Source organism: Streptomyces sp. SGAir0957, assembly GCF_043523415.1.
Window position 1 is genome coordinate 471,582 of the sequence record NZ_CP027293.1, and the last position, 23,919, is coordinate 495,500.

General features: G+C 73.4%; 10 protein-coding genes and 1 pseudogene. 9 read left to right on the forward strand and 2 right to left on the reverse strand.

Translation table 11 applies throughout. From position 1 onward, the window contains the following. Positions 1 to 53 precede the first annotated feature (53 nt). Both C1N81_RS07510 and C1N81_RS07515 read right to left on the reverse strand, forming a co-directional pair. Positions 54 to 10,403: pseudogene (locus C1N81_RS07510) on the reverse strand (type I polyketide synthase); the annotation flags it as partial. A 288-nt stretch (positions 10,404 to 10,691) separates the two neighbouring features. Then, positions 10,692 to 11,552 carry a 1,4-dihydroxy-6-naphthoate synthase gene (locus C1N81_RS07515; protein WP_394427917.1) on the reverse strand — a complete coding sequence of 287 codons (861 nt, stop codon included), beginning with the start codon at positions 11,550 to 11,552 and terminating at the stop codon, positions 10,692 to 10,694. A 398-nt stretch (positions 11,553 to 11,950) separates the two neighbouring features. Between C1N81_RS07515 and mqnE the strand changes: the two genes are divergently transcribed. From mqnE to C1N81_RS07560, 9 genes are all read left to right on the forward strand, one after another. Further along, complete coding sequence (mqnE, locus tag C1N81_RS07520) at positions 11,951 to 13,114, forward strand: aminofutalosine synthase MqnE (RefSeq protein ID WP_394427918.1); 1,164 nt, start codon at positions 11,951 to 11,953, stop codon at positions 13,112 to 13,114. A gap of 84 nt (positions 13,115 to 13,198) precedes the next feature. Next, a complete protein-coding gene (locus tag C1N81_RS07525; protein WP_394427919.1) occupies positions 13,199 to 13,501 on the forward strand; it encodes a ferredoxin in 303 nt (100 codons plus the stop codon). 115 nt (positions 13,502 to 13,616) lie between these two features. After that, on the forward strand, positions 13,617 to 14,378 hold the full coding sequence (locus C1N81_RS07530; RefSeq protein WP_394427920.1) for a thioesterase II family protein: 762 nt from the start codon (positions 13,617 to 13,619) through the stop codon (positions 14,376 to 14,378). A 56-nt stretch (positions 14,379 to 14,434) separates the two neighbouring features. Further along, positions 14,435 to 15,334 carry a menaquinone biosynthetic enzyme MqnA/MqnD family protein gene (locus C1N81_RS07535; protein WP_394427921.1) on the forward strand — a complete coding sequence of 300 codons (900 nt, stop codon included), beginning with the start codon at positions 14,435 to 14,437 and terminating at the stop codon, positions 15,332 to 15,334. A gap of 33 nt (positions 15,335 to 15,367) precedes the next feature. Continuing rightward, complete coding sequence (mqnC, locus tag C1N81_RS07540) at positions 15,368 to 16,573, forward strand: cyclic dehypoxanthinyl futalosine synthase (protein WP_394427922.1); 1,206 nt, start codon at positions 15,368 to 15,370, stop codon at positions 16,571 to 16,573. A 115-nt stretch (positions 16,574 to 16,688) separates the two neighbouring features. Beyond that, positions 16,689 to 17,678 carry an ATP-binding cassette domain-containing protein gene (locus tag C1N81_RS07545; RefSeq protein ID WP_394427923.1) on the forward strand — a complete coding sequence of 330 codons (990 nt, stop codon included), beginning with the start codon at positions 16,689 to 16,691 and terminating at the stop codon, positions 17,676 to 17,678. After that, positions 17,678 to 18,529, forward strand: a complete 852-nt coding sequence (locus C1N81_RS07550) for an ABC transporter permease (RefSeq protein ID WP_394427924.1) — start codon at positions 17,678 to 17,680, stop codon at positions 18,527 to 18,529. The genes C1N81_RS07545 and C1N81_RS07550 overlap by 1 nt, the downstream gene beginning before the upstream one ends. Positions 18,530 to 18,540: 11 nt before the next feature. Further along, positions 18,541 to 22,686: an AMP-binding protein gene (locus tag C1N81_RS07555; protein WP_394427925.1), complete on the forward strand. Its 4,146-nt coding sequence runs from the start codon at positions 18,541 to 18,543 to the stop codon at positions 22,684 to 22,686. A 142-nt stretch (positions 22,687 to 22,828) separates the two neighbouring features. After that, complete coding sequence (locus C1N81_RS07560) at positions 22,829 to 23,863, forward strand: ketoacyl-ACP synthase III family protein (protein WP_394427926.1); 1,035 nt, start codon at positions 22,829 to 22,831, stop codon at positions 23,861 to 23,863. Positions 23,864 to 23,919 lie beyond the last annotated feature (56 nt).

Here is a 23,919-nt window from a genome sequence, read left to right on the forward strand (position 1 = left end):
TGGTTCATGGCCCGTACGCGGGCGGACGGGGAGGAGGGCGGCGGGCAGGTGTGTCAGGAGGTGGAGTCGCCCAGGGCCAGCTGAACGAGGGCGTCGACGTCCATCGCGTCGATCGCGTCGGGCGCGTCGGGTCCGTCGGACGCGGACGGGGCGTCGGCCCTGGCCTTGATCCGGGCGGTGCCGTACACCGTGGGTCCGGCGGGCTCGGGCACGGCACGGGCGTCCGAGCCGCCCCGCGCGTCCGAACCACCCCGCGCCAGGGACAGCACGGCCGTCAGCAAGCCGCTCTCCTGCCATCGGGCGAAGGGGATCTCGGCGAGGGCGGTGCGCAGCGAGGCTTCGTCCTCGCCATGTGTCGCTTCCGCGTCGGCGAAGAGTTCCTCGTACAGGCGGTCGGCGAGGTGGCGTGGTGTCGGGTGGTCGAAGACCAGGGTCGTCGGCAGCCGCAGGCCGGTCTCTGCGTGGAGCTCGTTGCGCAGTTCCACCGCCGTGAGGGAGTCGAACCCGATGTCGCGGAAGGACCGGTCGAGGTCCACGGCCGCGCCCGTCGAGCGGCCGAGCACGAGGCCCGCCCGCGCGCGGACGAGTTCGTGCAGGGCCCGCCGGCGCTCCTTCTCAGGCCGGTTCACGAGGCGTGCGACGAGGGCGGCGCGGGCGTCGCCGGTGTCGTCGTCCCTGGTGGCTTCGGCCGCGACGGTATCGACGCCCGTGAGGCCGGTCAGCAGGGGGCTGGCGCGCCGGACGGTGAACGCGGGGGCGAAGCGCTCCCAGTCCACGTCGGCCACGACGACAGTGCCAGCGGGTGGCACGACGACCGCGCCAGCGGGTGGCACGACGACCGCGCCAGCGGGTGGCACAGCGACCGCGCCGCCGGGTGGCGCGACGACCGTGCCGCCGGATGCCCCCATGGCTCCCGCCGTCGCTCCTTCCATCGCGGACGCGAGTCCCAGGAGGGCGCGCTCGGGGTCCATCACCCGCAGTCCGTGCCGCCGCAGTTCGGCGGCGCCCGCGCTCGACACCATTCCGCCACCCGCCCACGGGCCCCACTGCACGGAGAGGCCCGCCCGTCCGGCGGCGACGCGGTCCTCGACGACGGCGTCGGCCCAGGCGTTGGCGGCCGCGTAGGCGCCCTGGGCCCCGCTCCCCCACGCGGCGGCGATCGACGAGAACACGACGAACGCGCTCAGGTCCCGGTCGCGGGTCAGCTCGTCCAGGTACACGGCGCCGTGTGCCTTCGCACCCGTCGTCCGCTCCAGGTGGGCTATGTCGATGTCGTCGAAGGGCATGTGATCCGGAACGCCCGCCGCGTGGAAGACGGCGTCGAACCGGTGCCGGGTCAGCAGCGCGTCGACGGCGTCCCGGTCGGACAGGTCGCAGGCTTCGACGGTTACCTGCCGGGCACCCAACTCCCGCAACTCGATGACGAGTTCGGCGGCTCCGTCTGCCTTCTCCCCGCGGCGGCTGGTGAGGACCAGTTCGTCCGCGCCCTGCCGGACGAGCCAGCGGGCGACGTGCGCGCCGAGGGCGCCGGTGCCGCCGGTGACGAGTACCGGTCCGGACGGCCGCCATCCCTGTCCGGTGCCCTGCGGCGTCAGGTCCTGCCGCAGGCGCCTGGCGAAGACCTGGCCGCCTCGTACGGCGACCTGGTCCTCCGTGGAGGAGCCGACGATGCCCGCGAGCAGGCGTGCCGTGTCGCTGTCGGTGTTGATGTCGGTGTTGATGTCGGTGCCGGTGCCGGTGCCGATATCGGTGTCGGTGTCGGTGTCGGTGGTGTCCGGCAGGTCGATCAGGCCGCCCCAGCGTTCGGGGTGTTCCAGGGCGGCGACGCGGCCGAGGCCCCAGACGGCGCTCTGCTCGGGGCGCAGCGGACCGTCGGCGGGCCGTCCTACGGCGACGGCTCCCCGGGTCACCCACCACACGGGCCCGCCGACCTCGGCGTCGCCGAGCGCCTGCGTGGCGACGAGCGCCTGGGCCACCGTGGCGGGCAGCACCAGCGCCCCCGCCACCTGTGTCTGCGTCTCCTTGACGGCCGCAGCGACAGCCGCGGCGACGGTGGCGGCGAGCGTCGACCGATCGGGGTGCTCCGGGAGCGGGAGGAGCAGGCGTTCGGGCAGGGCGGCGGTCACGGTGTCGGCCTGCGCCGCCTCGCCTTCGGCGTGGAGGACGAGCCACGTACCCGGACGACCCACCGCGCCGGTGGCCGGAGTCGCCGGCACCGGCATCGGCACCGTCTCCCAGTCGACGCGGTACCGCCAGCCGTCGACCGCGGCCCGCGCCGTCCGCTCCCGGCGCCGGGCGGAGAACCCCGTGAGGACCTCGTGCACGACGTCCTCGCTGATGTCCAGCACGCCGGCGAGTTCGCGTGCTTCCTCGGCTCCCGGGGCCTCCCAGACATCGGGACGCCGGGCGCTCCCGCTGCGTTTGGTCTGGGGCCAGAACCGCTCGCGCTGGAAGGCGTACGTGGGCAGGTCGACGCCTCCGGTCGGGCAGGGCCCGGTCACCGCGGCCCAGTCGACGGGCACACCGGCCGTGTGACCGGCGGCCACACCCGCGACGAAGGCGTCCACCTCGTCGCGGTCCTTGCGCAAGAATGACGCGAAGAGAGGCGCCTCATCGTCGGAGACACAGTTCTGGGCGAGGGCGGTGAGGGTGCCGTCCGGGCCGATTTCCAAGTAACGCGTCACACCTTGCGCGGCGAGGGCGCTCACACCGTCGGCGAAGCGCACCGCCTCCCGCACATGCCGCACCCAGTACTCGGCCGACACCAACTCGTTTTCGGCTGAAGCGGAGTCGGTGAGGCGCCCGGTCACGTTCGACACGACCGGGATCGACGGCGCCGCATAAGTGATGCGCTCGGCCACCTCACGGAAGGCGTCGAGCATCGGCTCCATCAGCGACGAGTGGAAGGCGTGCGACACACGGAGCCGGGAAGTGCGTCGGCCTTGCTCCTTGAGTGCGTGAGCGACCTGCTCGACCGCCGACTCCACACCGGCGATCACCACAGCCTGCGGGCCGTTGACCGCAGCGATCGACACCCCGTCGACCAGCAGCGAAAGCACCTCCGCCTCCGACGCCTCTACGGCCACCATCACACCACCGGCAGGCAGCTCCTGCATCAGCCGCCCGCGCGCGACGATCAGGGCGCAGGCGTCCTCCAGCGACATCACCCCGGCTACGTGCGCGGCGGCGATCTCACCGATCGAGTGACCGGCCACCACGTCGGGGCGCACGCCCCACGACTCCACCAGGCGGAACAGGGCCACCTCGACGGCGAACAGTGCCGGCTGCGTCCACTCCGTACGGTTCAGCCGCTCGGCGTCATCACCGAAGACGACACCCCGCAGCTCCTCCCCCACGTGCGCGCACACCGCGTCGAAGGCCTCCGCGAACACCGGGAAGGTGTCGTACAGTTCGCGCCCCATACCGAGCCGCTGCGCGCCCTGGCCCGAGAACAGGAAGGCGGTCCTGCCGTGGCCCCTCACCGTTCCGCGGGTCAGGTTGGCCGCCTGACCGCCCTGGGCCAGGCGTTCGAGGCCGTCCAGGAGTTCCGCCCGGTCGCGGCCCCGCACGACGGCACGGCTCTCGAACGGCGTCCGGCTCGCGACCAGGGCGGCGGCGATGGCGGCGGGGCTGACGTCGGTGTTGGCCTGCGCGTAGGCGTGCAGTCGGGCGGCCTGGGAGCGCAGGGCGTCGGAGCTGCGGCCGGACAGCACCCACGGCACCACAGGCAGGGCGCCGGACCGGACCGGCTCCGCGCTTTCCTGCGGCGCCTCTTCGAGGATGACGTGGGCGTTGGTGCCGCTGAGCCCGAACGACGACACACCCGCACGACGCGGACGATCCTCCGACGCCGTCCACTCCTGCCGCTCGGTGAGCAACCGCACGGCCCCCGACGACCAGTCCACGTGCGAGGACGGCTCCTCCGCGTGCAACGTCGCGGGCAACACCTTGTGCCGCAACGCCTCCACCATCTTGATCACACCGGCCACACCTGCAGCCGCCTGCGTGTGACCCAGGTTCGACTTCACCGAGCCCAGCCACAGCGGCCGGTCCCCGGCCCGCTCCCGCCCGTACGTGGCGAGGAGAGCCTGCGCCTCGATCGGGTCACCGAGCTTCGTGCCCGTTCCGTGCGCCTCCACCACGTCCACATCCGCCGCCGACAGACCCGCCGACGACAGTGCGGCACGGATCACCCGCTGCTGCGACGGACCGTTCGGCGCCGTCAGACCATTCGACGCACCGTCCTGGTTGACCGCCGAACCCCGCACCACCGCAAGCACCCGGTGGCCCTTGCGGCGCGCGTCCGACAACCGCTCCACCAGCAGAACACCGACACCCTCACCCCAGCCCGTACCGTCCGCGCCCTCGCCGAACGCCTTGCACCGGCCGTCACCCGCGAGCCCGCCCTGACGGCTGAACTCCACGAAGGCAGCGGGTGTGGACATCACGGTGGCGCCCGAGACGAGAGCCATCGAGCACTCATCGCCGCGCAGTGCCTGCCCTGCGAGGTGCAGGGCGACGAGGGAGGACGAGCAGGCCGTGTCCACCGTCACCGCCGGGCCCTCAAGACCCAGCACGTACGAGACCCGGCCCGAGGCCACACTCGCCGCGTTCCCGGTGCCGACGTAGCCGCCGAAGTCACCCTCCGACAGATTCAGCAGGGCGGGGTAGTCCTGGCCGTTCGTCCCGGCGAAGACGCCTACCCGGCCGCCGCGCAGCGAGCGCGGGTCGATCCCGGCCCGCTCCACCGCCTCCCACGACGCCTCCAACAGCAACCGCTGCTGTGGGTCCATCGCCAGCGCCTCGCGCGGAGACACCCCGAAGAACTCCGCGTCGAAGTCGCCCACGTCCGAGAGGAAGCCGCCGAGTCGGGTGTAGGCCGACGGGCCGGAGTCGTCGTCGTCAAGGTGGCCCAGGGCGTCGAGGTTGTCCCAGCCGCGATCGGCGGGGAAGTCACCGATGGCGTCCTCGCCCTCCAGGAGCAGCTCCCAGAACTGTTCGGGTGTCTCGACTCCGCCGGGGAAGCGGCAGCTCATGCCGATGACGGCGAGGGGCTCGTCGGTGAGTGGAACGGCCTGCGCGGTACGGCCCGTGCCGGAGTCGGCGGTTTCGCCCGCCCCTGCCGCCGGTGCCAGCTCGGCGAGGAGGAGGTCCGTGACGGCTTCCGGGGTGGGGTGGTCGAAGACCAGGGTCGCCGGCAGGGCCGTGCCGGTCGCGGCGGAGAGGGAGTTGCGCAGTTCGAGGGCGGTCAGGGAGTCGAGACCGAGGTGCTTGAACGAGGTGTCGGGGCTGATCCGTGTGCCGGGGGCGTGGCCGAGCACGGTGGCCAGCGCGGTGTGCACGAGCTCGCCGACGGCGTCCCTGCGACGCGCCTCCGGCAGGCTCAGGAGGCCGAGGGACTCGCCCTTCTGCGCCGTGGACGCGGCGGCCGTGCGCAGGGCGGGGCCACCGGCCAGGGTGCGCAGGAGCGGGGGAAGCCGGTCGGCGGCGCGGCGCAGTGCGGCACGGTCGAGGCGGAGGGGCAGCGGTGTGCCGCCCGTGTGGGACAGGGCGCGGTCGAAGAGGTCGAGGGCGTCCTCGGTGGGCAGGGCGCCGATGCCGTTGCGGGTGGCGCGGTGCTGCGCGGCGTCGGTGCGCCCGCGCGTCATCGTGCTGTCGGTCTCCCACAGGCCCCAGGCGATGGACACCGCGGGGCGGCCCTCGGCGCGCAGGCGGGTGGCGTAGGCGTCGAGGAAGGTGTTCGCGGCGACGTAGTTGCCCTGCCCTGGGCCCGAGAACGTGGCGGCGGCCGAGGAGAAGAGGACGAACGCGGAGAGGTCGAGGTCGCGGGTGAGTTCATGGAGGTTGACCGCCGCGTCGGCCTTGGGGCGCAGCACCGTGGTGAGCCGGTCGTGGGTGAGCGAGGTGATGACGCCGTCGTCGAGCGTTCCCGCCGCGTGCACCACGGCTCCGAGCGGGTGCGCCGACGGCAGGCCACGGATCGCCTCGGCGAGGGCCTCGCGGTCGGTGGCGTCGCAGGCGACGACGGTGGTCCGGGCGCCGAGCGCGGTGAGTTCGGCCGTGAGCTCGGCGGCGCCGGGGGCCTGCGTGCCGCGCCGGGTGACGAGGAGGAGGTGGCGGACCCCGTGCCGGGTGACGAGGTGGCGGGCGACGGCCGATCCGACGCCGCCGGTGCCTCCGGTGATGAGGACGGTGCGGTCCGTCGGGAAGGTGGCGGCGACCGTCTGCTCGTCGGCGTCCCGGGCGAGCACGAGGTTCGGGGCCAGCAACTGGCCTTCACGCAGGACGAGTTCGTCGTTCCCGTGGCGTACGGCGTCCCGAAGTTCTTCGTCGGTGGGGGCGGTGTCCGCGTCGAGGAGCAGGATCCGTCCCGGGTTCTCGGAGGCCGCGGACTTGAACAGGCCACGGACCGCGGCGGTGGTCAGGTCCGACACGCTCTCCCCGTCGAGGGCGGCGGCCGCGCCTCGCGTGAGCACCAGCAGACGTGCCCCGGTCGTCCGCGGATCGGCGAGCCAGCGCTGTGCCAGGGTGAGGGCGCGGGAGGTGGCGGTGTGCACGGCGGCTGCCACGTCCGTACCGGTGGCGTCGGGGTCCTTCCAGGCGACGACGACCAGGTCGGGGAAGGGCGTGGGGTCCGAGGTCTCCGCCAGTGCGGCGAGGAGTCCGTCCGGAGTGTGGTGCGCGACGGCCGGGTCCTGTTGTCGCGTGGGGGCGGCGGTGCCGACCGGGCTCCACGTGACGGTGTACAGGTCACTGCCGCGCTTGCGGGTGGTGGCGGGGAGCCGGGCGGGGTCGAAGGGCAGGGTCGTGACGCCGCGTGCGGTGAGGACCGGCGCCCCGGTGGAGTCCAGGAGCGTGAGCGCGGCTTCCGTCTCCGAGCGGGCGGCGACGTGCAGCCGTACGTGCGCGGCGGCGCTCGCGTGGAGCGTGAGGTCGGACCAGGACACGAGGTGCGGGACGGGGCGGCCCAGCGCGCCGATCGCCACCAGCGTGCCGTCCAACAGCGCGGGATGCACGGCGTATTGGGCCGCCTCGGCCGCCTTCGTCTCCGGGAGGGCGGCCTCGGCGAACACCTCGTCGCCCAGGCGCCAGGCCGCGGTCAGGCTCTGCGGCGCCTCGTCGGCCGGGAGGTCCAGTGCCGCGTACAGCTCGGCCAGGTCCACGGGGGTCGCGCCGGGCGGGGGCCATGCTTCGGCGCCCTGCCCACCGGCTGCCTCGGCGGTGTCGTCGACGGCGACGAGGGTGCCGTGCGCGTGCCGGGTCCAGGTCCTGGACGCGTCGGCGAGGTCGGCGTCGGTGTCGTAGGGCCGCGCGTAGAGGGCGAAGGTCCAGCGCTGTTCGCCCGCGACCGCCTCGGTGACGGTCTGTATCTCGGTCTCGCCGGTGCCGGGCAGCGGCAGCGGCAGCGGCTCGTCGACGTGCAGCTCGCCGAGACGGTGGGCGCCGAGGGTGCGGCCCGTGTGCAGCGCCAGGTCGGTGAGGACGGAGGCGGCGACGAGGGAGCCGCCGCCGGTTGCGAGTTCACCGAGCCAGGGTTGTGTGCGCGCCGAGAGACGTCCGGTCGCCACGACGCTGGTGGAGTCGGCGAGGCCGATGCCCGAGGAGAGCAGCGGGTGTTCGCCCCGGTGCCCGACGTGGCCCGCGACCGGGTCCAGCCAGTAGCGCTGACGCTGGAAGGGGTAGGTCGGCAGCGGGACCGGCTCCGAGGTGCCCGGCAGCAGCGTGCTCCAGTCGACGGTCCGGCCGGAGGCGTGCAGCGTCGCGAGCGCGGCGACCGCCGTCCGGGGCTCGTCGCGGTCCTTGCGCAGGACGGGAACGAGGACCGCGTCCTCGGCCCTGTCGCTGAGCACGGTCCGCGCGAGGGCGGTGAGGGTGCCGTCGGGGCCGATCTCCAGGAAACGGGTCACGCCCTGCGCGGCCAGGGCGTCCACACCGTCCGCGAAGCGCACCGCCTCCCGCACGTGCCGCACCCAGTAGGCGGCCGAGGCCAACTCCCCGTCGGCGGCCGGGCGTCCGGTCACGTTCGACACGACGGGGAGGGACGGCGCCGCGTACGTGATCCGCTCGGCCACCTCGCGGAAGGCGTCGAGCATCGGCTCCATGAGCGAGGAGTGGAAGGCGTGCGACACCTTCAGCCGTGCCGTACGCCGGCCCTGCCGCTTCAGCTCGTCGGCGACCGCGGTGACCGCCGCCTCGACGCCCGCGATCACCACGGCCTGCGGACCGTTGACGGCGGCGATGGACACCCCGTCGGCCAGCAGGGGAAGCACCTCGGCCTCCGCCGCCTCGACAGCCACCATGACGCCACCGGCAGGCAGCTCCTGCATCAGCCGGCCCCGGGCCACCACCAGCGCGCAAGCGTCCTCCAGGGACATCACGCCCGCCACGTGCGCGGCGGCGATCTCCCCGATGGAATGGCCGATGACGACGTCGGGGCGGACCCCGAAGGACTCGACGAGGCGGTGCAGCGCGACCTCGACCGCGAACAGCGCGGGCTGCGTCCACTCCGTGCGGTTCAGCCGCTCGGCGTCCTCGCCGAGGACGACGTCCCGCAGCTCCTCCCCCACGTGCGCGCACACCGCGTCGAAGGCTTCCGCGAACACCGGGAAGGCGTCGTACAGTCCACGCCCCATCCCGAGCCGCTGCGCGCCCTGCCCCGAGAACAGGAACGCCGTCCTGCCCCCGCGCCGGGCGGTGCCGGTGACGAGGTCGGGCGAGGTGCCGTCCGCGGCGAGGGCGGTGAGGGCGGCGGTGAGGCCGGCGCGGTCGGTGCCGAGGACGGCGGCGCGGTGCTCGAAGAGGGAGCGTCCGTCGGCGAGGGTGCGGGCGACGGCCCGGGGGTCGGTGTCGGGGTGGGCGTCGAGGTGGGCCAGCAGGGCGGTGGCCTGGTCGCGCAGGGCGTCGGTGGTGCGTGCGGAGAGGGTCCAGGGGATCACCGGCGGGAGCGGGAGCTGGTGCGGCTCCGGGTGCGCGGACGGCGCGTCGTCCTCCCGCGTCCCCGGGGCCTCCGGTGCGGGCTCGGGGGCTTCCTCCAGGATGACGTGCGCGTTGGTGCCGGAGACGCCGAACGCGGACACCCCGGCGCGCCGGGGCCGTTCCGCCTGCGGTGGCCAGGCGACGGGCTCGGTGAGGAGGCGTACGTCGCCCTCGGTCCAGTCGACCTTCGTGGTGGGGGCGTCGACGTGCAGGGTGCGGGGCAGGCTGGCGTGGCGCAGGGCCATGACCATCTTGATGACGCCGCCGACGCCCGCGGCGGCCTGGGTGTGGCCGATGTTCGACTTGAGGGAGCCGAGCCACAGCGGGCGGTCGTCCGCGCGGTCCTGGCCGTAGGTGGCGAGCAGGGCCTGGGCCTCGATGGGGTCGCCGAGGCTGGTCCCTGTGCCGTGTGCCTCGACGGCGTCGACGTCCTGGGCCGTGAGCCCGGCGGAGGCGAGGGCGCTGCGGATGACGCGCTGCTGGGAGGGGCCGTTGGGGGCGGTGAGGCCGCTGCTGGCGCCGTCCTGGTTGACGGCCGAGCCGCGGATCACGGCGAGCACGGGATGGCCGTTGCGGCGGGCGTCGGAGAGGCGTTCGAGGAGCAGGATGCCCGCGCCCTCGCCCCAGCCGGTGCCGTCGGTGGCGTCCGCGAAGGACTTGCAGCGCCCATCGGGAGAGAGACCGCGCTGGCGGCTGAACTCCAGGAAGGTGACCGGTGTCGACATGAAGGCGACGCCGCCGGCGAGGGCGAGGTCGCACTCGCCCTGGCGCAGGGACTGCACGGCGAGGTGGAGGGCGACGAGGGAGGAGGAGCAGGCGGTGTCGACGGTCAGGGCGGGGCCCTCGAAGCCGAACGTGTAGGAGACGCGGCCGGAGGCGATGCTCGCCGCGCTGCCGTTGCCGAGGTGGCCCTCGACGCCGGGGGGCGGCTCGGGGAACCGGGTGGCGTAGTCGTTGTACATGACCCCGGCGAAGACGCCGGTGGCGCTGCCGCGCAGGTCGGAGGGGCGCAGTCCGGCTCGTTCGAGGGATTCCCAGACGATCTCGAGGAGGAGGCGCTGCTGGGGGTCGGTGGCGAGGGCCTCGCGCGGTGACATGCCGAAGAAGGCGGGGTCGAAGTCGGCGGCGTCGTGGAGGAAGCCGCCTTCGCGGGTGTAGCAGGTGCCGGGGCTCGCGGGGTCGGGGTCGTAGAGGGAGTCGAGGTCCCAGCCGCGGTTGTCGGGGAACGGGGAGATGCCGTCGGTGCCGTTGTCGACGAGGTTCCACAGGTCCTCGGGGGTGCGGACCCCGCCGGGGTAGCGGCAGCTCATGGAGACGACGGCGACCGGTTCCGTGGCCCTGCCCTCGACCTGGCGCAGCCGGGCGCGGGTGCGCTGGAGGTCGTTGGAGACGCGGGTCAAGAAGTCGCGCAGCTTGTCCTCGCTCACAGGGCGGTCTCCCTTCGGCGGCGGGCGCGCTGGCTCCGCCGGTCGGCACGGGGTATCGGGCGGGCCCCGGCGCCTTGTGGGCGCCGGGGCCGGTGAGGGGCGGGCGTGCCACCCGGTGCCCTCGTCGGGGGCAGGCCGTGGCGCTCCCGGTGCCGGGCCTGTCCCTGGGGCCGATTATGGGAAGGGTTGTGGTGGTGCACGGGGTGTCGGCGGGCTGCTCTAAGAGAACTTCTAGCGTTGCGGGCCGTCAGGAAGGCGCCGCGTGAGCTGGGCGGAGTGCCCGCGGGGTCAGAGGGCGAGGGTCGCGTCGAGGGCGCCTTCGGGGACGCGGGGCAGCAGGCCGAGTCCGGCGGAGCGGTCGAGCAGGGTGCGTACGGCGTGCAGTCCGTTCTCGCCGAGGTCGGTGGTGAACTCGTTGACGTACAGGTCGATGTGCTGGTCGACGACGTCGGGTTCCATCTCCTGGGCGTGGCGCAGGACGTAGGCGCGGGAGGCGTCGGGGTCGCGGCGGGCGGCCCGCACGGAGGCGCGGGTGGCGTCGGCGAGAGAGCGCAGGGCGGGTGTCCCGAGGGAGCGGCGGGCGACGATGGCGCCGAGCGGGATGGGCAGTCCGGTGCGCTTCTCCCACTCCTCGCCCATGTCGGCGGTGCAGTGCAGGCCGTAGCGGCCGTAGGTGAAGCGGGCCTCGTGGATGACGAGCCCGGCGTCGACGCGTCCGTCGCGGACGGCGGGCATGATCTCGTGGAACGGCAGGACGACGATCTCGCCGACGCCGCCGGGCACCGTGTCGGCCGCCCACAGCCGGAACAGCAGGTAGGCCGTGGAGGTGGTGCTGGGGACGGCTACGCGGGCCCCGGCGAGGGCGGCGGGCTCGCCCGGTTCGGCGACCAGGACGAGCGGGCCGCAGCCGTGTCCGAGCGCGCCGCCGCAGGGCAGCAGGGCGTACTCGTCGAGGATGTGCGGCAGTACGCCGTAGGAGACCTTCAGGACGTCGAGTTCACCGCGCCGGGCCTGGCCGTTGGTGATGTCGATGTCGGCGAAGGTCAGCTGTACGTCGGGGGCGTCGGGGAGCAGCCCCTCGGTCCAGGCGTGGAAGACGAAGGTGTCGTTGGGGCAGGGCGAGTGGGCGAGGGTCAGCGGCGCCGGCATGGATTTCCTCCCATGGGGTGAGGCGGTTCCCGGAATGTGGCGGTCGTGTCCTCAGCAAAGCCGTTGCGGATGTGGGGTTTTCCCCAGACTGCCTGCCCTGAGGATGGGGGAGCCCCACCCGACGCGGCGTCGGTGCCCGCCGACGGGCCCGGGGTCCGCGGCGGCCGCGTGGTTGGCCGGCCCCGCGGGCCCGTGACGGTCCACCGGTACGACGGAGTGTCCGTGTGGTGCGGTCCCGGCTCGCGTGCCCGCCCCTCTTCGGGCACGAGAGCCGGGACCGTGGACCGCCGGCGCCGGGACGTCCGATCGTCCCCGGGCCCGCCGGCGTTCCGTCCCGCGCCCCCGTGCACAGACCCACTACGCGTGCCGCCAGGCACTGAACGAGGAGGTTCCCGGCCATGGACGCTGGGCTCAAGCGCGAACTGGAGGAGAAGGTCTTCTCCGGCGAGCGGCTGTCCCGCGAGGACGGCATCGCCCTGTACGAGTCGGACGACCTGGCGTGGCTGGGCGGTCTGGCACACGAGGTGCGCACGCGCAAGAACGGTGACGTGGTGCACTTCAACGTCAACCGGCACCTCAACATGACCAATGTGTGCACCGCGTCGTGCGCCTACTGCTCGTTCCAGCGCAAGCCGGGTGAGCAGGACGCGTACACGATGCGTATCGAGGAGGCCGTCCGCCTGGCGAAGGCGATGGAGAACGAGCACCTCTCGGAGCTGCACATCGTCAACGGTCTGCACCCGAACCTGCCGTGGCGCTACTACCCGCGCTCGCTGCGGGAGCTGAAGAAGGCGCTGCCGAACGTCGGCCTGAAGGCGTTCACGGCGACGGAGATCCACCACTTCGAGACGATCAGCGGGATGAGCGCGTCCGAGATCCTGGACGAGCTGATCGACGCGGGTCTTGAGTCGCTGACCGGCGGCGGAGCGGAGATCTTCGACTGGGAGGTCCGCCAGCACATCGTCGACCACCGCACCCACTGGGAGGACTGGTCGCGCATCCACCGTCTGGCGCACGAGAAGGGTCTGAAGACCCCGTGCACCATGCTCTACGGGCACATCGAGGAGCGGCGTCACCGCGTCGACCACGTGCTGCGGCTGCGCGAGCTGCAGGACGAGACGGGCGGCTTCCAGGTCTTCATCCCGCTGCGCTACCAGCACGACTTCGTCGACATGAAGGACGGCAAGGTCCGTAACCGCCTTCAGGCGCGCACCACGATGGCCACCGGCGCGGAGGCGCTGAAGACCTTCGCGGTCTCCCGGCTGCTGTTCGACAACGTGCCGCACGTCAAGGTCTTCTGGGTCATGCACGGCCTCCAGACCGCGCAGCTCGCCCTTCAGCACGGGGCCGACGACATGGACGGTTCGGTCGTCGAGTACAAGATCACGCACGACGCCGACAACTACGGCACCCCGAACAAGCTGACCCGCGAGGACCTCCTCGACCTGATCCGCGACGCCGGATTCCGCCCGGTCGAGCGGAACACCCGTTACGAGATCATCCGCGAGTACGAGGGTCACGACCCGGCCCGCCGCGAGGCGCCGCAGCCGATGCGCGTGTGACCCGCGCCGCTGCGCGCGCACGACGGCAAGACGACGCCGAACGACTCCGAACGACTCCGAGACGACACTGCCAGGCAGGTGTGAATGTCCCCGCAGACAACGAACGACGAGGACCTGGAAGTCTGGATCGACCAGGACCTGTGCACCGGTGACGGTATCTGTGCCCAGTACGCGCCCGAGGTGTTCGAGCTGGACATCGACGGGCTCGCCTACGTCAAGGACGACGAGGACGAGCTGCTCCAGACGCCGGGCGCGACGACGCGGCTCCGCCTCGATCTGCTGACCGACGTGGTCGACTCGGCCAAGGAGTGCCCCGGCGAGTGCATCCACGTGCGCCGGGTCTCCGACAAGGTCGAGGTGTACGGCCCCGAGGCCGAGGACGCCTGATCCCCTCTCCCCTCCCCCACACGCTCACCGGGCGGCACCGTCCCGCCGCCCGGTGAGTGGGCCGCCGGGCACGCACCCGCGGACATACCGCCGCACCGGAAGGACACGTACGTCCATGAGTTCCCCCACCGACAACCTGTGGATCCGCAGGTTCCGGCCCTCCCCGGACGCCGCCGAGCGCCTTGTGTGCTTCCCGCACGCCGGTGGTTCGGCCAGCTTCTACGTGCCGGTCGCCGGCGCGCTCAGCCCGCGCGTCGACGTCGCCGCGATCCAGTACCCCGGGCGGCAGGACCGGCGCCAGGAACCGGGCCCCGCCTCGGTGGCCGAGCTCGCCGACCAGGTCGCGAAGGCCCTCGCGACCTGGGACGACGACCGCCCGCTGACCTTCTTCGGCCACAGCATGGGCGCGCTGGTCGCGTTCGAGGTGGCGCGCCGCATGGAGGCCACCGGGTCCGGTCCCGTCCGGCTGTTCGCCTCCGGGCGGCGGGCTCCGTCCCGCACCCGGGACGAGCGCGTCCACACCCTCGACGACGACGGGGTCATCGCCGAACTGCGGGCGCTCGCCGGCACGGACGCCCAGGTCCTCCAGGACGAGGAGCTGCTGCGCATGGTGCTGCCGGCGATCCGCAGCGACTACCGGGCGGTCGAGACCTACCGCTGCGACCCGGGTGCGGCCGTGAGCTGCCCCGTGACCGTCCTGACCGGCGACGCCGACCCCCGTACGACACTCGCGGAGGCGCAGGCCTGGAGCGAGCACACCACGGGCGGCTCCGACGTGCGGGTCTTCACCGGCGGCCACTTCTTCCTCTCGGAGCGTCCCGCCGAGGTCCTCGCCGTCCTCGACGAGCACTTCACCGCACCCGCCCGCCAAAGCTGACCGCCGCCGCCCCCGCCCCTCGCCTTCCCCCTCGAAACGTTCCGGAGTGGTGCACGATGACCGAGCAACTCGCCCCCGAGGCCGCGCAGTCGACGCAAGGGCGCCGACGCCGTCCCCGGGTGGGCCACATCCAGTTCCTCAACTGCCTGCCCCTGTTCTGGGGGCTTGCCCGCACAGGCACCCTCCTGGACATGGACCTCCGTGCCGACACGCCGGACGGTCTCAACGACGCCCTGGCGGCGGGCGACCTCGACATGGGCCCGATCAGCCTCCTTGAGTTCCTGCGCCACGCCGACGACCTGGTCGCGCTGCCCGACATCGCGGTCGGCAGCGACGGCGACGTCATGTCCTGCCTGATCGTCAGCCAGGTGCCCCTCGAGGAGCTGGACGGGGAGCGCGTCGCGCTCGGCTCGACCAGCCGTACGTCCATCCGTCTGGCGCAGCTGCTCCTCGCCGAGCGGGTCGGCGTGCGGCCCGACTACTACATGTGCCCGCCGGACCTGCGGACCATGATGTCCGAGGCGAAGGCGGCGGTGGTCATCGGTGACGCCGCTCTGCGCGCGTCGCTGCACGAGGCGCCCCGGATGGGCCTCCAGGTGCACGACCTCGGCCGGATGTGGAAGGACTGGACGGGGCTGCCGTTCGTGTTCGCCGTGTTCGCCGCGCGCCGTGACTTCCTGGCGCGGGAGCCGGAGACGGTGCGCCAGGTCCACTCCAACCTGCTGGCCTCCCGCGACCTGTCGCTCGCGGAGGTGACCAAGGTCTGCGAACAGGCTTCGCAGTGGGAGGAGTTCGACGCCTCGACGCTGGAGCGCTACTACACCACGGCCCTCGACTTCACCCTCGGCTCCGCGCAGCTCGCCGGCATCGCCGAGTTCGCCCGCCGGGTGGGCGGCGGCGACGAGGGGTTCCCGCCCGATGTCGCCGTCCGCCTGCTCGAACCCTCCGCCCACTGACCCCTTCCCCGCCACCGGAAAGGCCCGGACACCATGTCCCGACCCGCACCCCATCCGCTCCAGCCCGTGCTCGACCGTGCCGCGGCCGGTGGGCGGATCACCCCGGAAGAGGCCCTCGACCTCTACCGCGACGCCCCGCTGCACGCGCTGGGCGCCGCCGCCGACGCCGTACGCCGCCGTCTGTACGCGGACACCGAGAACATCGCGACGTACATCATCGAGCGCAACATCAACTACACGAACGTGTGCGTCACGGCGTGCAAGTTCTGCGCCTTCTACGCCGCCCCGAAGGACACGGCGAAGGGCTGGACGCGGGATCTGGACGACATCCTGCGCCGCTGCGCGGAGACCGTCGAACTGGGCGGCACCCAGATCATGTTCCAGGGCGGCCACCACCCGGACTACGGCGTCGAGTACTACGAGAAGCACTTCTCCGCGATCAAGAAGGAGTTCCCGCAGCTCGTCATCCACTCCCTCGGCGCGTCCGAGGTCGAGCACATGGCGCGGATCTCCAAGGTGTCCGTCGAGGAGGCGATCCAGCGCATCCACACCGCCGGGCTCGACTCGTTCGCGGGCGCCGGCGCCGAGCTGCTGCCCGCGCGGCCGCGCAAGGCCATCGCGCCGCTGAAGGAGTCCGGCGAGCGCTGGCTGGAGATCATGGAGACCGCGCACGGCCTCGGCGTCGAGTCCACCTCGACGATGCTGATGGGCACCGGCGAGACGAACGCCGAGCGCATCGAGCACATCCGCATGATCCGCGACGTGCAGGACCGCACGGGCGGCTTCCGCGCGTTCATCCCGTACACGTACCAGCCCGAGAACAACCACCTCAAGGGCCGTACGCAGGCCACGCTCTTCGAGTACCTGCGCATGATCGCCATCGCCCGTCTCTTCCTGGACAACGTCCGCCACATCCAGGGCTCCTGGCTGACCACCGGCAAGGAGGTCGGCCAGCTCTCCCTGCACTACGGCGCCGACGACCTCGGCTCGATCATGCTGGAGGAGAACGTCGTCTCATCGGCCGGTGCCAAGCACCGCTCCAACCTGGTCGAACTCCTCACCCTGATCCGGGGCGCGGGCCGCGTCCCCGCCCAGCGCAACACGACGTACGAGCACCTCGCCGTCCACGACGACCCGGCGAACGACCCCGTCGACGAGCGGATCGTCTCCCACGTCTCCTCCACCGCGATCGCGGGCGGCACCGCCCACCCCGAGCTGAAGCTGATCGCCGCCACCTGAGCCCCGGGCGCACGTCCGGGGCTCACCCCTTGCGCGGGCCCCGGACGCACGCGCTCCCCGCTCACCCCCCACGCAGTGCCATCCCCCACCCCTGTACACGAGGACGGAGAAGCCCATGCCGGGCGCCATTCACGCCACGGGTCTGGTCAAGACCTTCGGCGAGGTCCGGGCCGTGGACGGAGTAGACCTGGACGTGCCGGAAGGCGGCGTGCTCGGACTGCTCGGCCCCAACGGAGCGGGCAAGACCACGACCGTGCGGCTGCTCACCACCCTGCTGCGCCCCGACGCGGGCACCGCCGTCGTCGCCGGTCACGACGTGGTCCGCGAACCGGACCGGGTCCGGCTCTCGATCGGGCTCTCGGGCCAGTTCGCCGCGGTGGACGACCGGCTGACGGGCCGTGAGAACCTCCGCATGATCGGCGAACTGTACGGACTGCGCTCCCGGGCCGCCCAGCAGCGGGCCGACGAGCTCCTCGCGCAGTTCGACCTGACCGCCGCCGCCGACCGCGTGTCGAGCACCTACTCCGGCGGCATGAAGCGCCGCCTCGACCTGGCCGGCGCCCTCGTCGTGCGGCCCTCGGTCATGTTCCTCGACGAGCCGTCGGTCGGCCTCGACCCCACCAGCCGCCTGATGCTGTGGGACGCCATCGAGGACCTGGTGGCCCAGGGCACCACGCTGCTCCTGACCACCCAGTACCTGGAGGAGGCCGACCGGCTGGCCCGGGACATCGCCGTCGTCGACCACGGGAAGATCATCGCCCGCGGCACCCCGCGCGACCTGAAGGCGCAGGCGGGCGGCCAGCGCATCGAGACCGTCGTGGCCTGGCCCGAACGGCTCGACGACGCCGCGGGCCTGCTCGCCCGGTTCGGCAGCCGCGCGCCCGACGTCGACCGGCCGCGCAGCACCGTCTCCGTACCCGTCGAGGGCGGGGTGCGCCTGCTGACGGAGGTCATCGCCGCACTCGACGCCGACGGCATCGAGATCACCGACATCGGCCTGCGCCGCCCCACCCTCGACGAGGTCTTCCTCGCCCTCACCGACGACACCCCGCGGGACCCCGCACCCACAGCGGTCGGCGCCGGCGCGCCGAGCGAGAAGGAGTGATGAACGTGTCGGCAGCGGCACCGCCCGTACCCGAACTCAAGCCCGGCACAGCCGCCAAATCCGTGCGCGACGTCCTCGTCGTCACCCGGCGCAACGTGATCCGGATGGTACGGATCCCCGAGGTCCTCATCCTCAGCCTGGTGCAGCCCGTGGTGTTCGTGCTGCTCTTCGCATACATCTTCGCCGGGTCGTTCAGCCTGCCCGGAGCGGAGGGCGCCACCGCCTACCGCGAGTACATGATGCCGGGCTTCTTCGCCCAGACGATCGCCTTCGCCACGGCGAGCAACAGCAGCGTCAGCATGGCCAACGACGTCCAGAGCGGCATGGTCGACCGGTTCCGGTCGCTGCCCATGGCGCGCGGCGCGCTGCTCACCGGCCGCACCGTCGCGGACCTGGTGCAGAACACCATCATCGTGGCCGTCATGATCCTGTGCGCGCTGCTCGTCGGCTGGCGCATCCACCACGGCCTGCTGCGCGCCGTCGCGGCGTTCGCCCTGCTCCTGCTCCTGGGGTACGCGCTGTCGTGGGTCGGCGTCGTCATCGGCCTGTCGGTCCGCGCCCCGGAAGCCGCCGCGACCAGCAACTTCCTGTGGCTGTTCCCTCTGACGTTCCTGTCCAACGCGTTCGTGGCGCCCTCCACGCTGCCGACCGTGCTGCGGTGGGCCGCGGAGTGGAACCCGCTCAGCGCCACGGTGCAGGCGGCCCGTCAGCTGTTCGGCAACCCAGGGCTCACCGCGACCGGCGCCTGGCCCGCACAACACCCCATCCTTGTCTCCCTCGGCTGGTCGGTGCTGATCGCCGTGGTGGGCCGCACACTCGCGGTGCGCCGCTACCGTTCGTCCGCCTCGTGAAAGGGGCCCCGGTGACCACGGACGCCACGTTCCGGGCGGACCTGATCCGCCCGGTGCACGAACTGCTCGCCGGGCACGCCGCCCGGCAACCGGACCGGACGGCGTTCAAGGACGCCCGCACGTCGGTCACCTGGGCCGAGCTGGACCGGCGTACCGCCCGCGTCGCCAGTCATCTGGTCGGGCTCGGGCTCGAACGGGGCGCCTCCGCGGTGATCTACCTGCCGAACCGGGTGGAGACGGTGGAGAGCTACCTCGCCATCACCCGCGCCAGCGCCGTGGGCGTGCCGCTCAACCCGAAGTCGACCGACTCGGAACTGGCACACCTCCTGGACGACTGCGCGGCCAAGCTGGTCATCACCGGCGCCGCCCAACTCCCGCAAGTGCGCCGGGTGCTGGCCGCACGCCCGGGCGTCACGGTGGTCCTGGTCGGCCACGACTCCGAGCCGGGCTTCGCCGAGGCCGCCGACGAGGAGCTGCCGCGCTGGGAGGACCTCGCCCTCACGTGGTCGCTGCGCGACCCGCCCCGCGACGACCTCGGCCTCGACGAACCCGCCTGGATGCTCTACACCTCCGGGACGACCGGGCTGCCCAAGGGCGTCGTGTCCACCCAGCGCACCTCGCTGTGGGCGACCGCGTCCTGCAACGCCCCGCTGCTCGGCCTCTCACCGCAGGACCGGGTGGTGTGGCCGATGCCGCTGTTCCACGCCGTGGCGCACAACGTGTGCGTGCTCGGCGTCGTCGCGGTCGGCGCCACCGCCTGCATCACCGAAGGACTCGCCGCCGACGAGGTACTCGGCCGCGCCGTCGCCGAGGACGCCACCTTCCTCGTGGGCGTGCCGACGATGTACCACCAGATGGCGGAGCTCGCGCGGGCCGGCCAGACGGAGGTGCCGCCGCTGCGCGTGTGCATGGTCGCCGGATCGTCCTGCCCGCAGTCCCTGCACGACTCGTTCCGGTCCGCGTTCGGCATCGCGCTCCTCGACAGCTACGGCTCGACGGAGACCGGCGGCGCGATCACCACGAACCTGCCCGACGGCACCCGCGTCCCCGGCTCCTGCGGCATCCCGCTGCCGGGTCTGACGCTGCGCCTCACCGACCCGCGCACCGGCGAGGAGGTGGAACAGGGCGCCGAGGGCGAGATCTGGGTCTCCAGCCCCGCGCTCATGCTCGGCTACCACCACCAGCCCGAGGAGACCGCCGCCGTCCTCTCGGACGGCTGGTACCGCACCGGCGACCTGGCACGCCAGGACACCGACGGCTACGTGACCATCACGGGCCGGCTCAAGGAACTCATCATCCGCGGCGGCGAGAACATCCACCCCCGCGAGGTGGAGCAGGTCCTCGCGCAGGCGCCCGGCGTCGCGGACGCGGCCGTCGCGGGCGTCCCCCACGAGTCGCTCGGCGAGGTCCCGGTCGCCTACGTGGTCCCCGCCGCGGGCGGCCTGAACGTGGAGGCGGTCCTCGCGGCCTGCCGTCAGCGGCTGTCCGCGTTCAAGCTCCCCGAGGAGATCCACGAGATCGCCGAGGTGCCGCGCAACCCGGCCGGAAAGGTCGCCCGCAAACTCCTCGCGGGGCTGCCCGCACGGCTGCTGTGGCGCAAGTCCCGGCAGCCCGACGAGACGGCGGCCCGGTACACGGGCGCCGTCGACCTCGGCGTGGACGACGCGGGCCACCCCCTGCTGTCCGCCGCCGTCGAACTGCCCGAGCGCGACGAGCTGGTGTGCACCGGGCGGATCACGGCGGCCGACGCCGACCCGACCCTGCTGCGCCGCGTGGACGGCGCGACGGTCGTCGCCGGGGCCGTCCTCCTCGACCTCGTCCTGCACGCGGCGGGCCGGGCCGGCTGCGCCCGGGTCCTCGACCTGTCGGCGGACAGCCCGCTGGTGCTGCCGCGCGACGCGGGCGTCCAACTGCGCGTGTCCGTCGGCGCGCCCGACGCCGAGGGTGTCCGGCGCGTGACGGTGCACGGGCGCCGGGACGCACGCGGCGCGGCCGGGCGACCGTGGACCCGGCACGCGTCGGCGACGGTAACGGCCACCGCCGCGGCGGAGCCGGGGACCGGCCTGGCGGTATGGCCACCGCACGGCGCGGACCCCGTCGCCGGGACGGCCGACGCCGACGGCACCGACCCCGCGCGGATGCCGCGCGGGGTGTGGCGGCGCGACGACGAGGTCTTCGTGGAGGTGTCGCTGCCCGACTGGGCGGCCGCGCACGAGAACCCCGCGCTGCATCCGGCCCTCCTCGACGCGGCCCTCGCGAGCGCGACACGACACTCCGGCTCCGGCTCCGGCTCCGGCTCCGGCTCCGGCGACGATCCGGTCGCCGTGCGCTGGCGCGACGTGTCGCTGCACGCCGTGGGCGCGTCGGTGCTGCGGGTGCGGCTGCGGCGCGCGGCGGACGGCACCTGGGACATCGAGGCCGCCGACGGCGCCGGTGACCCGGTGCTCGATGCGCGCGCGGTGCTCTGCGCCCCGCTCGACACGCGCGACGTGCGGACCGCCTCGGCGAGCCAGCAGGACGGTCTGTTCGAGGAGTTGTGGGCGGACATCGACCTGCCCCGGGCCGCCGCGCGCGAGGGCCGCTGGGCCGTCGTCGGCCCGGACCCGTACGGAGCCCGGGCCGGTCTGATGTCGGCTGGCCGCTACGCAGAGGCCCACCCCGACCTGCCGACGCTCCTGACGGCGGCCACCGACGCGGACGCCCCCGTCCCGGACGTCGTGGTCGTCTCCCCCGCCCCGGCCGCTCACCCGGACGCCGACCCGGCCGACGCGGTGCGCACGGCGGTCGGCGCGGCCCTGGAGTGGATACGGCACTTCGCCCACCCCCTGCTCGCGCAGACCCGGCTCGTCGTGCTCACGCGCGGCGCGGTCGCCACGACGGACGACGAACCGGCGGACGCCACCGCGGCCGCCGCGTGGGGTCTCGTCGGCGCCGCCCAGGACCGGGCGCCCGGACGCTTCGTGCTGATCGACACGGACGGCGTCAAGCGGTCCTGGCGACGGGTCGAGTCCGCGGTGGCCGGCGAGGAGCCCAGGATCGCGCTGCGCTCGGGACAGGCCCGTACACCGCGCGCGGTACGGGTCCCCGCCGCTGCCCCGACCGGTCCGTCCGGTGACCGGCCCGTCGTGCTCCCCCAGGACGAGACCCCTCCGGTCACCCGGGACGGAACCGCCCAGAACGGCGTCGTCCTCCTCCCCCGGGACGGGACCGCCCTGTTCGCCGGGGACGAGGCACCCACCGCCGCCGAGACGCTCCTCGCCCGGCCCGAAACGGGCGGAGCCCACCTCGCGGGGCCGTACGCGAAGAACGTCGCGGACCGGCTGCCGGACTCCAGCAAGGCGGCCGAACCGGTCCGCTGGGAGCCGGTGGACCCGGCCGGCGCCGTCCGGGCGCTGCTCGAAAGCGATCCGCGCACCGTGCTGTTCACCGCCGCCGTTCGCACCGACGGGGCGACGACCGGGACGCAGGCCGACGTGGACGCCGCGCTGCGCCCGCTGATCGACCCCGCGCTGGAACTGGTGCGGTCCGCGCCCGCACGCGGGGTGACCTCCGTGGTGTTCGCGACGCCCGCGCCCGCCACGGCGGGGCTCGCGGACGCGGCCGTGGCGGCGGTGTTCGACGTGTGGGCCCGTGACCTGCGCGCGGCCGGGGTGGCGGCGGTGTCGCTGCGCGGCTCCGGCACGGCCGCGGACGAGGCGGCGGACCTGTTCGCGTCGGCCGTCGCGACCGGCAGGCCCGCGCTCCTCGCCGACCGGCCGGAACTCCCCGAGCGGCGGACCACCGGGCCCCTGACCGGATCAGCGGCGCTCCTGCGCGACCTGACGGCCGAGGTGGTCAGGCGGCGGGCCCGCGACACGGTCGCCGACCCCGGCGGACTGCGCCACCGCCTGGCCGCGCTCACGGGGGCCGAGCAGGAGGACACCGTGCTGCGGCTGGTGCGTACGCACTTCGCGACCGCGCTCGGGCTCGCCTCGGCGGGACAGGTTTCCCAGGAGAAGGAGACCCGCGACCTCGGCTTCGACTCGTTGACCGCGCTCACCGCGCGCAACGCGCTGGAGTCGGCGACGGGTCTCTCGCTGCCCGCGGCGGTGGTCTTCGACTTCGCCACCCCGGCGGGGCTCGCCCGCCACCTCACGAAGGAACTGCTCGCCGACTGAGAGACAGGCTCTCGAGGCGGGCCGACGGTTGACAGCCGGACGTACGGCACGGGCGGTACGGCACCCAGTGGTGCGGTACCGCCCGTGTCGCGTCCGGCGCCGTGGTCGACGGCCAGGGACGCCCTGGTCAGAGGAGGAACTGATGCGTGTAGAGAACGTCCACATCGAGTCGCTCGGCGTGGTGCTGCCCGAGTGGGCGAGCGCCGAGCAGGCGGTCGCGGAAGGGAAGCTGGACGCGGAGATCCAGGCCGCGAACGGCCTGACGGGTGCTCACATCGCAGGGGACACACCGGCGATGGACATGGCCGTCGAGGCGGCCCGGATCACCCTGGACCGCTCGAAGGTCGACCCCGAGGACCTGGGCGCGCACATCCACACCGCCGTCCACTACCAGGCCCCCGAGGGCGCCTACCCGCCCGGCTACGTGCTGCGCGAACTCGGCCTGGGGCGGCTGCCCGCGCTCTATCTCCAGCAGGGCTGCGACGGCATGCTCAGCGCGCTCGACGTGGCGATCGGCAAGCTCACCGGAGCCGCCGGGGCCGGTTCGGTGCTCCTGACGACGGGCGAGAACTTCTCCTCCCCCACCATGGACCGCTGGAAGGGCTTCGGGCAGGCGTACATCCTCGGCGACGGCGCGGCCGCCGCCCTGATCAGCGACGAGGGCGGGTTCGCCGAGGTGCGCTCGCTGAACTCCGGTGTGCTGCACGAGCTGGAGAAGTGGCACCGCGGCGACGGGCCGCTCCTGCTGCGGGAGGACGCCGGTTCGATGTCGGACATGGCCGACCGGGCGCAGCGGTTCACCGAACGGGAGATGCCGCTGTCGGAGACGATGGAGAAGCTGACGCTGTTCGACCTGGAGGTCATCCAGCGCTCCCTCGTGGACGCCGGCCTGAACGCCACGGACCTCGCCAAGGTCGTCCCGATCAACATGGACGGCCGGATGATCGAGTACTCGATCATGCTGCCCCTCGGCCTGACGATGGAGCGGTGCAGCTGGGAGTTCGGCCGGTCGGTGGGGCACGTCGGCGGCGCCGACGTGTTCATCACCCTGGAGCACCTGGTCCGCACCCGCCAGGTCGGGCCGGGCGACCACGTCCTGCTGGTGTCGCAGGGCCCCGGCTGGCTGTGCAGCGCGGCCGTCGTCACCGTCACCGCCGTCCCGCACTGGGCCGAATAGAGCGCGTACGCCGAAGGGCCCGCACCCTGCGCAGGGTGCGGGCCCTTCGGCGTTCG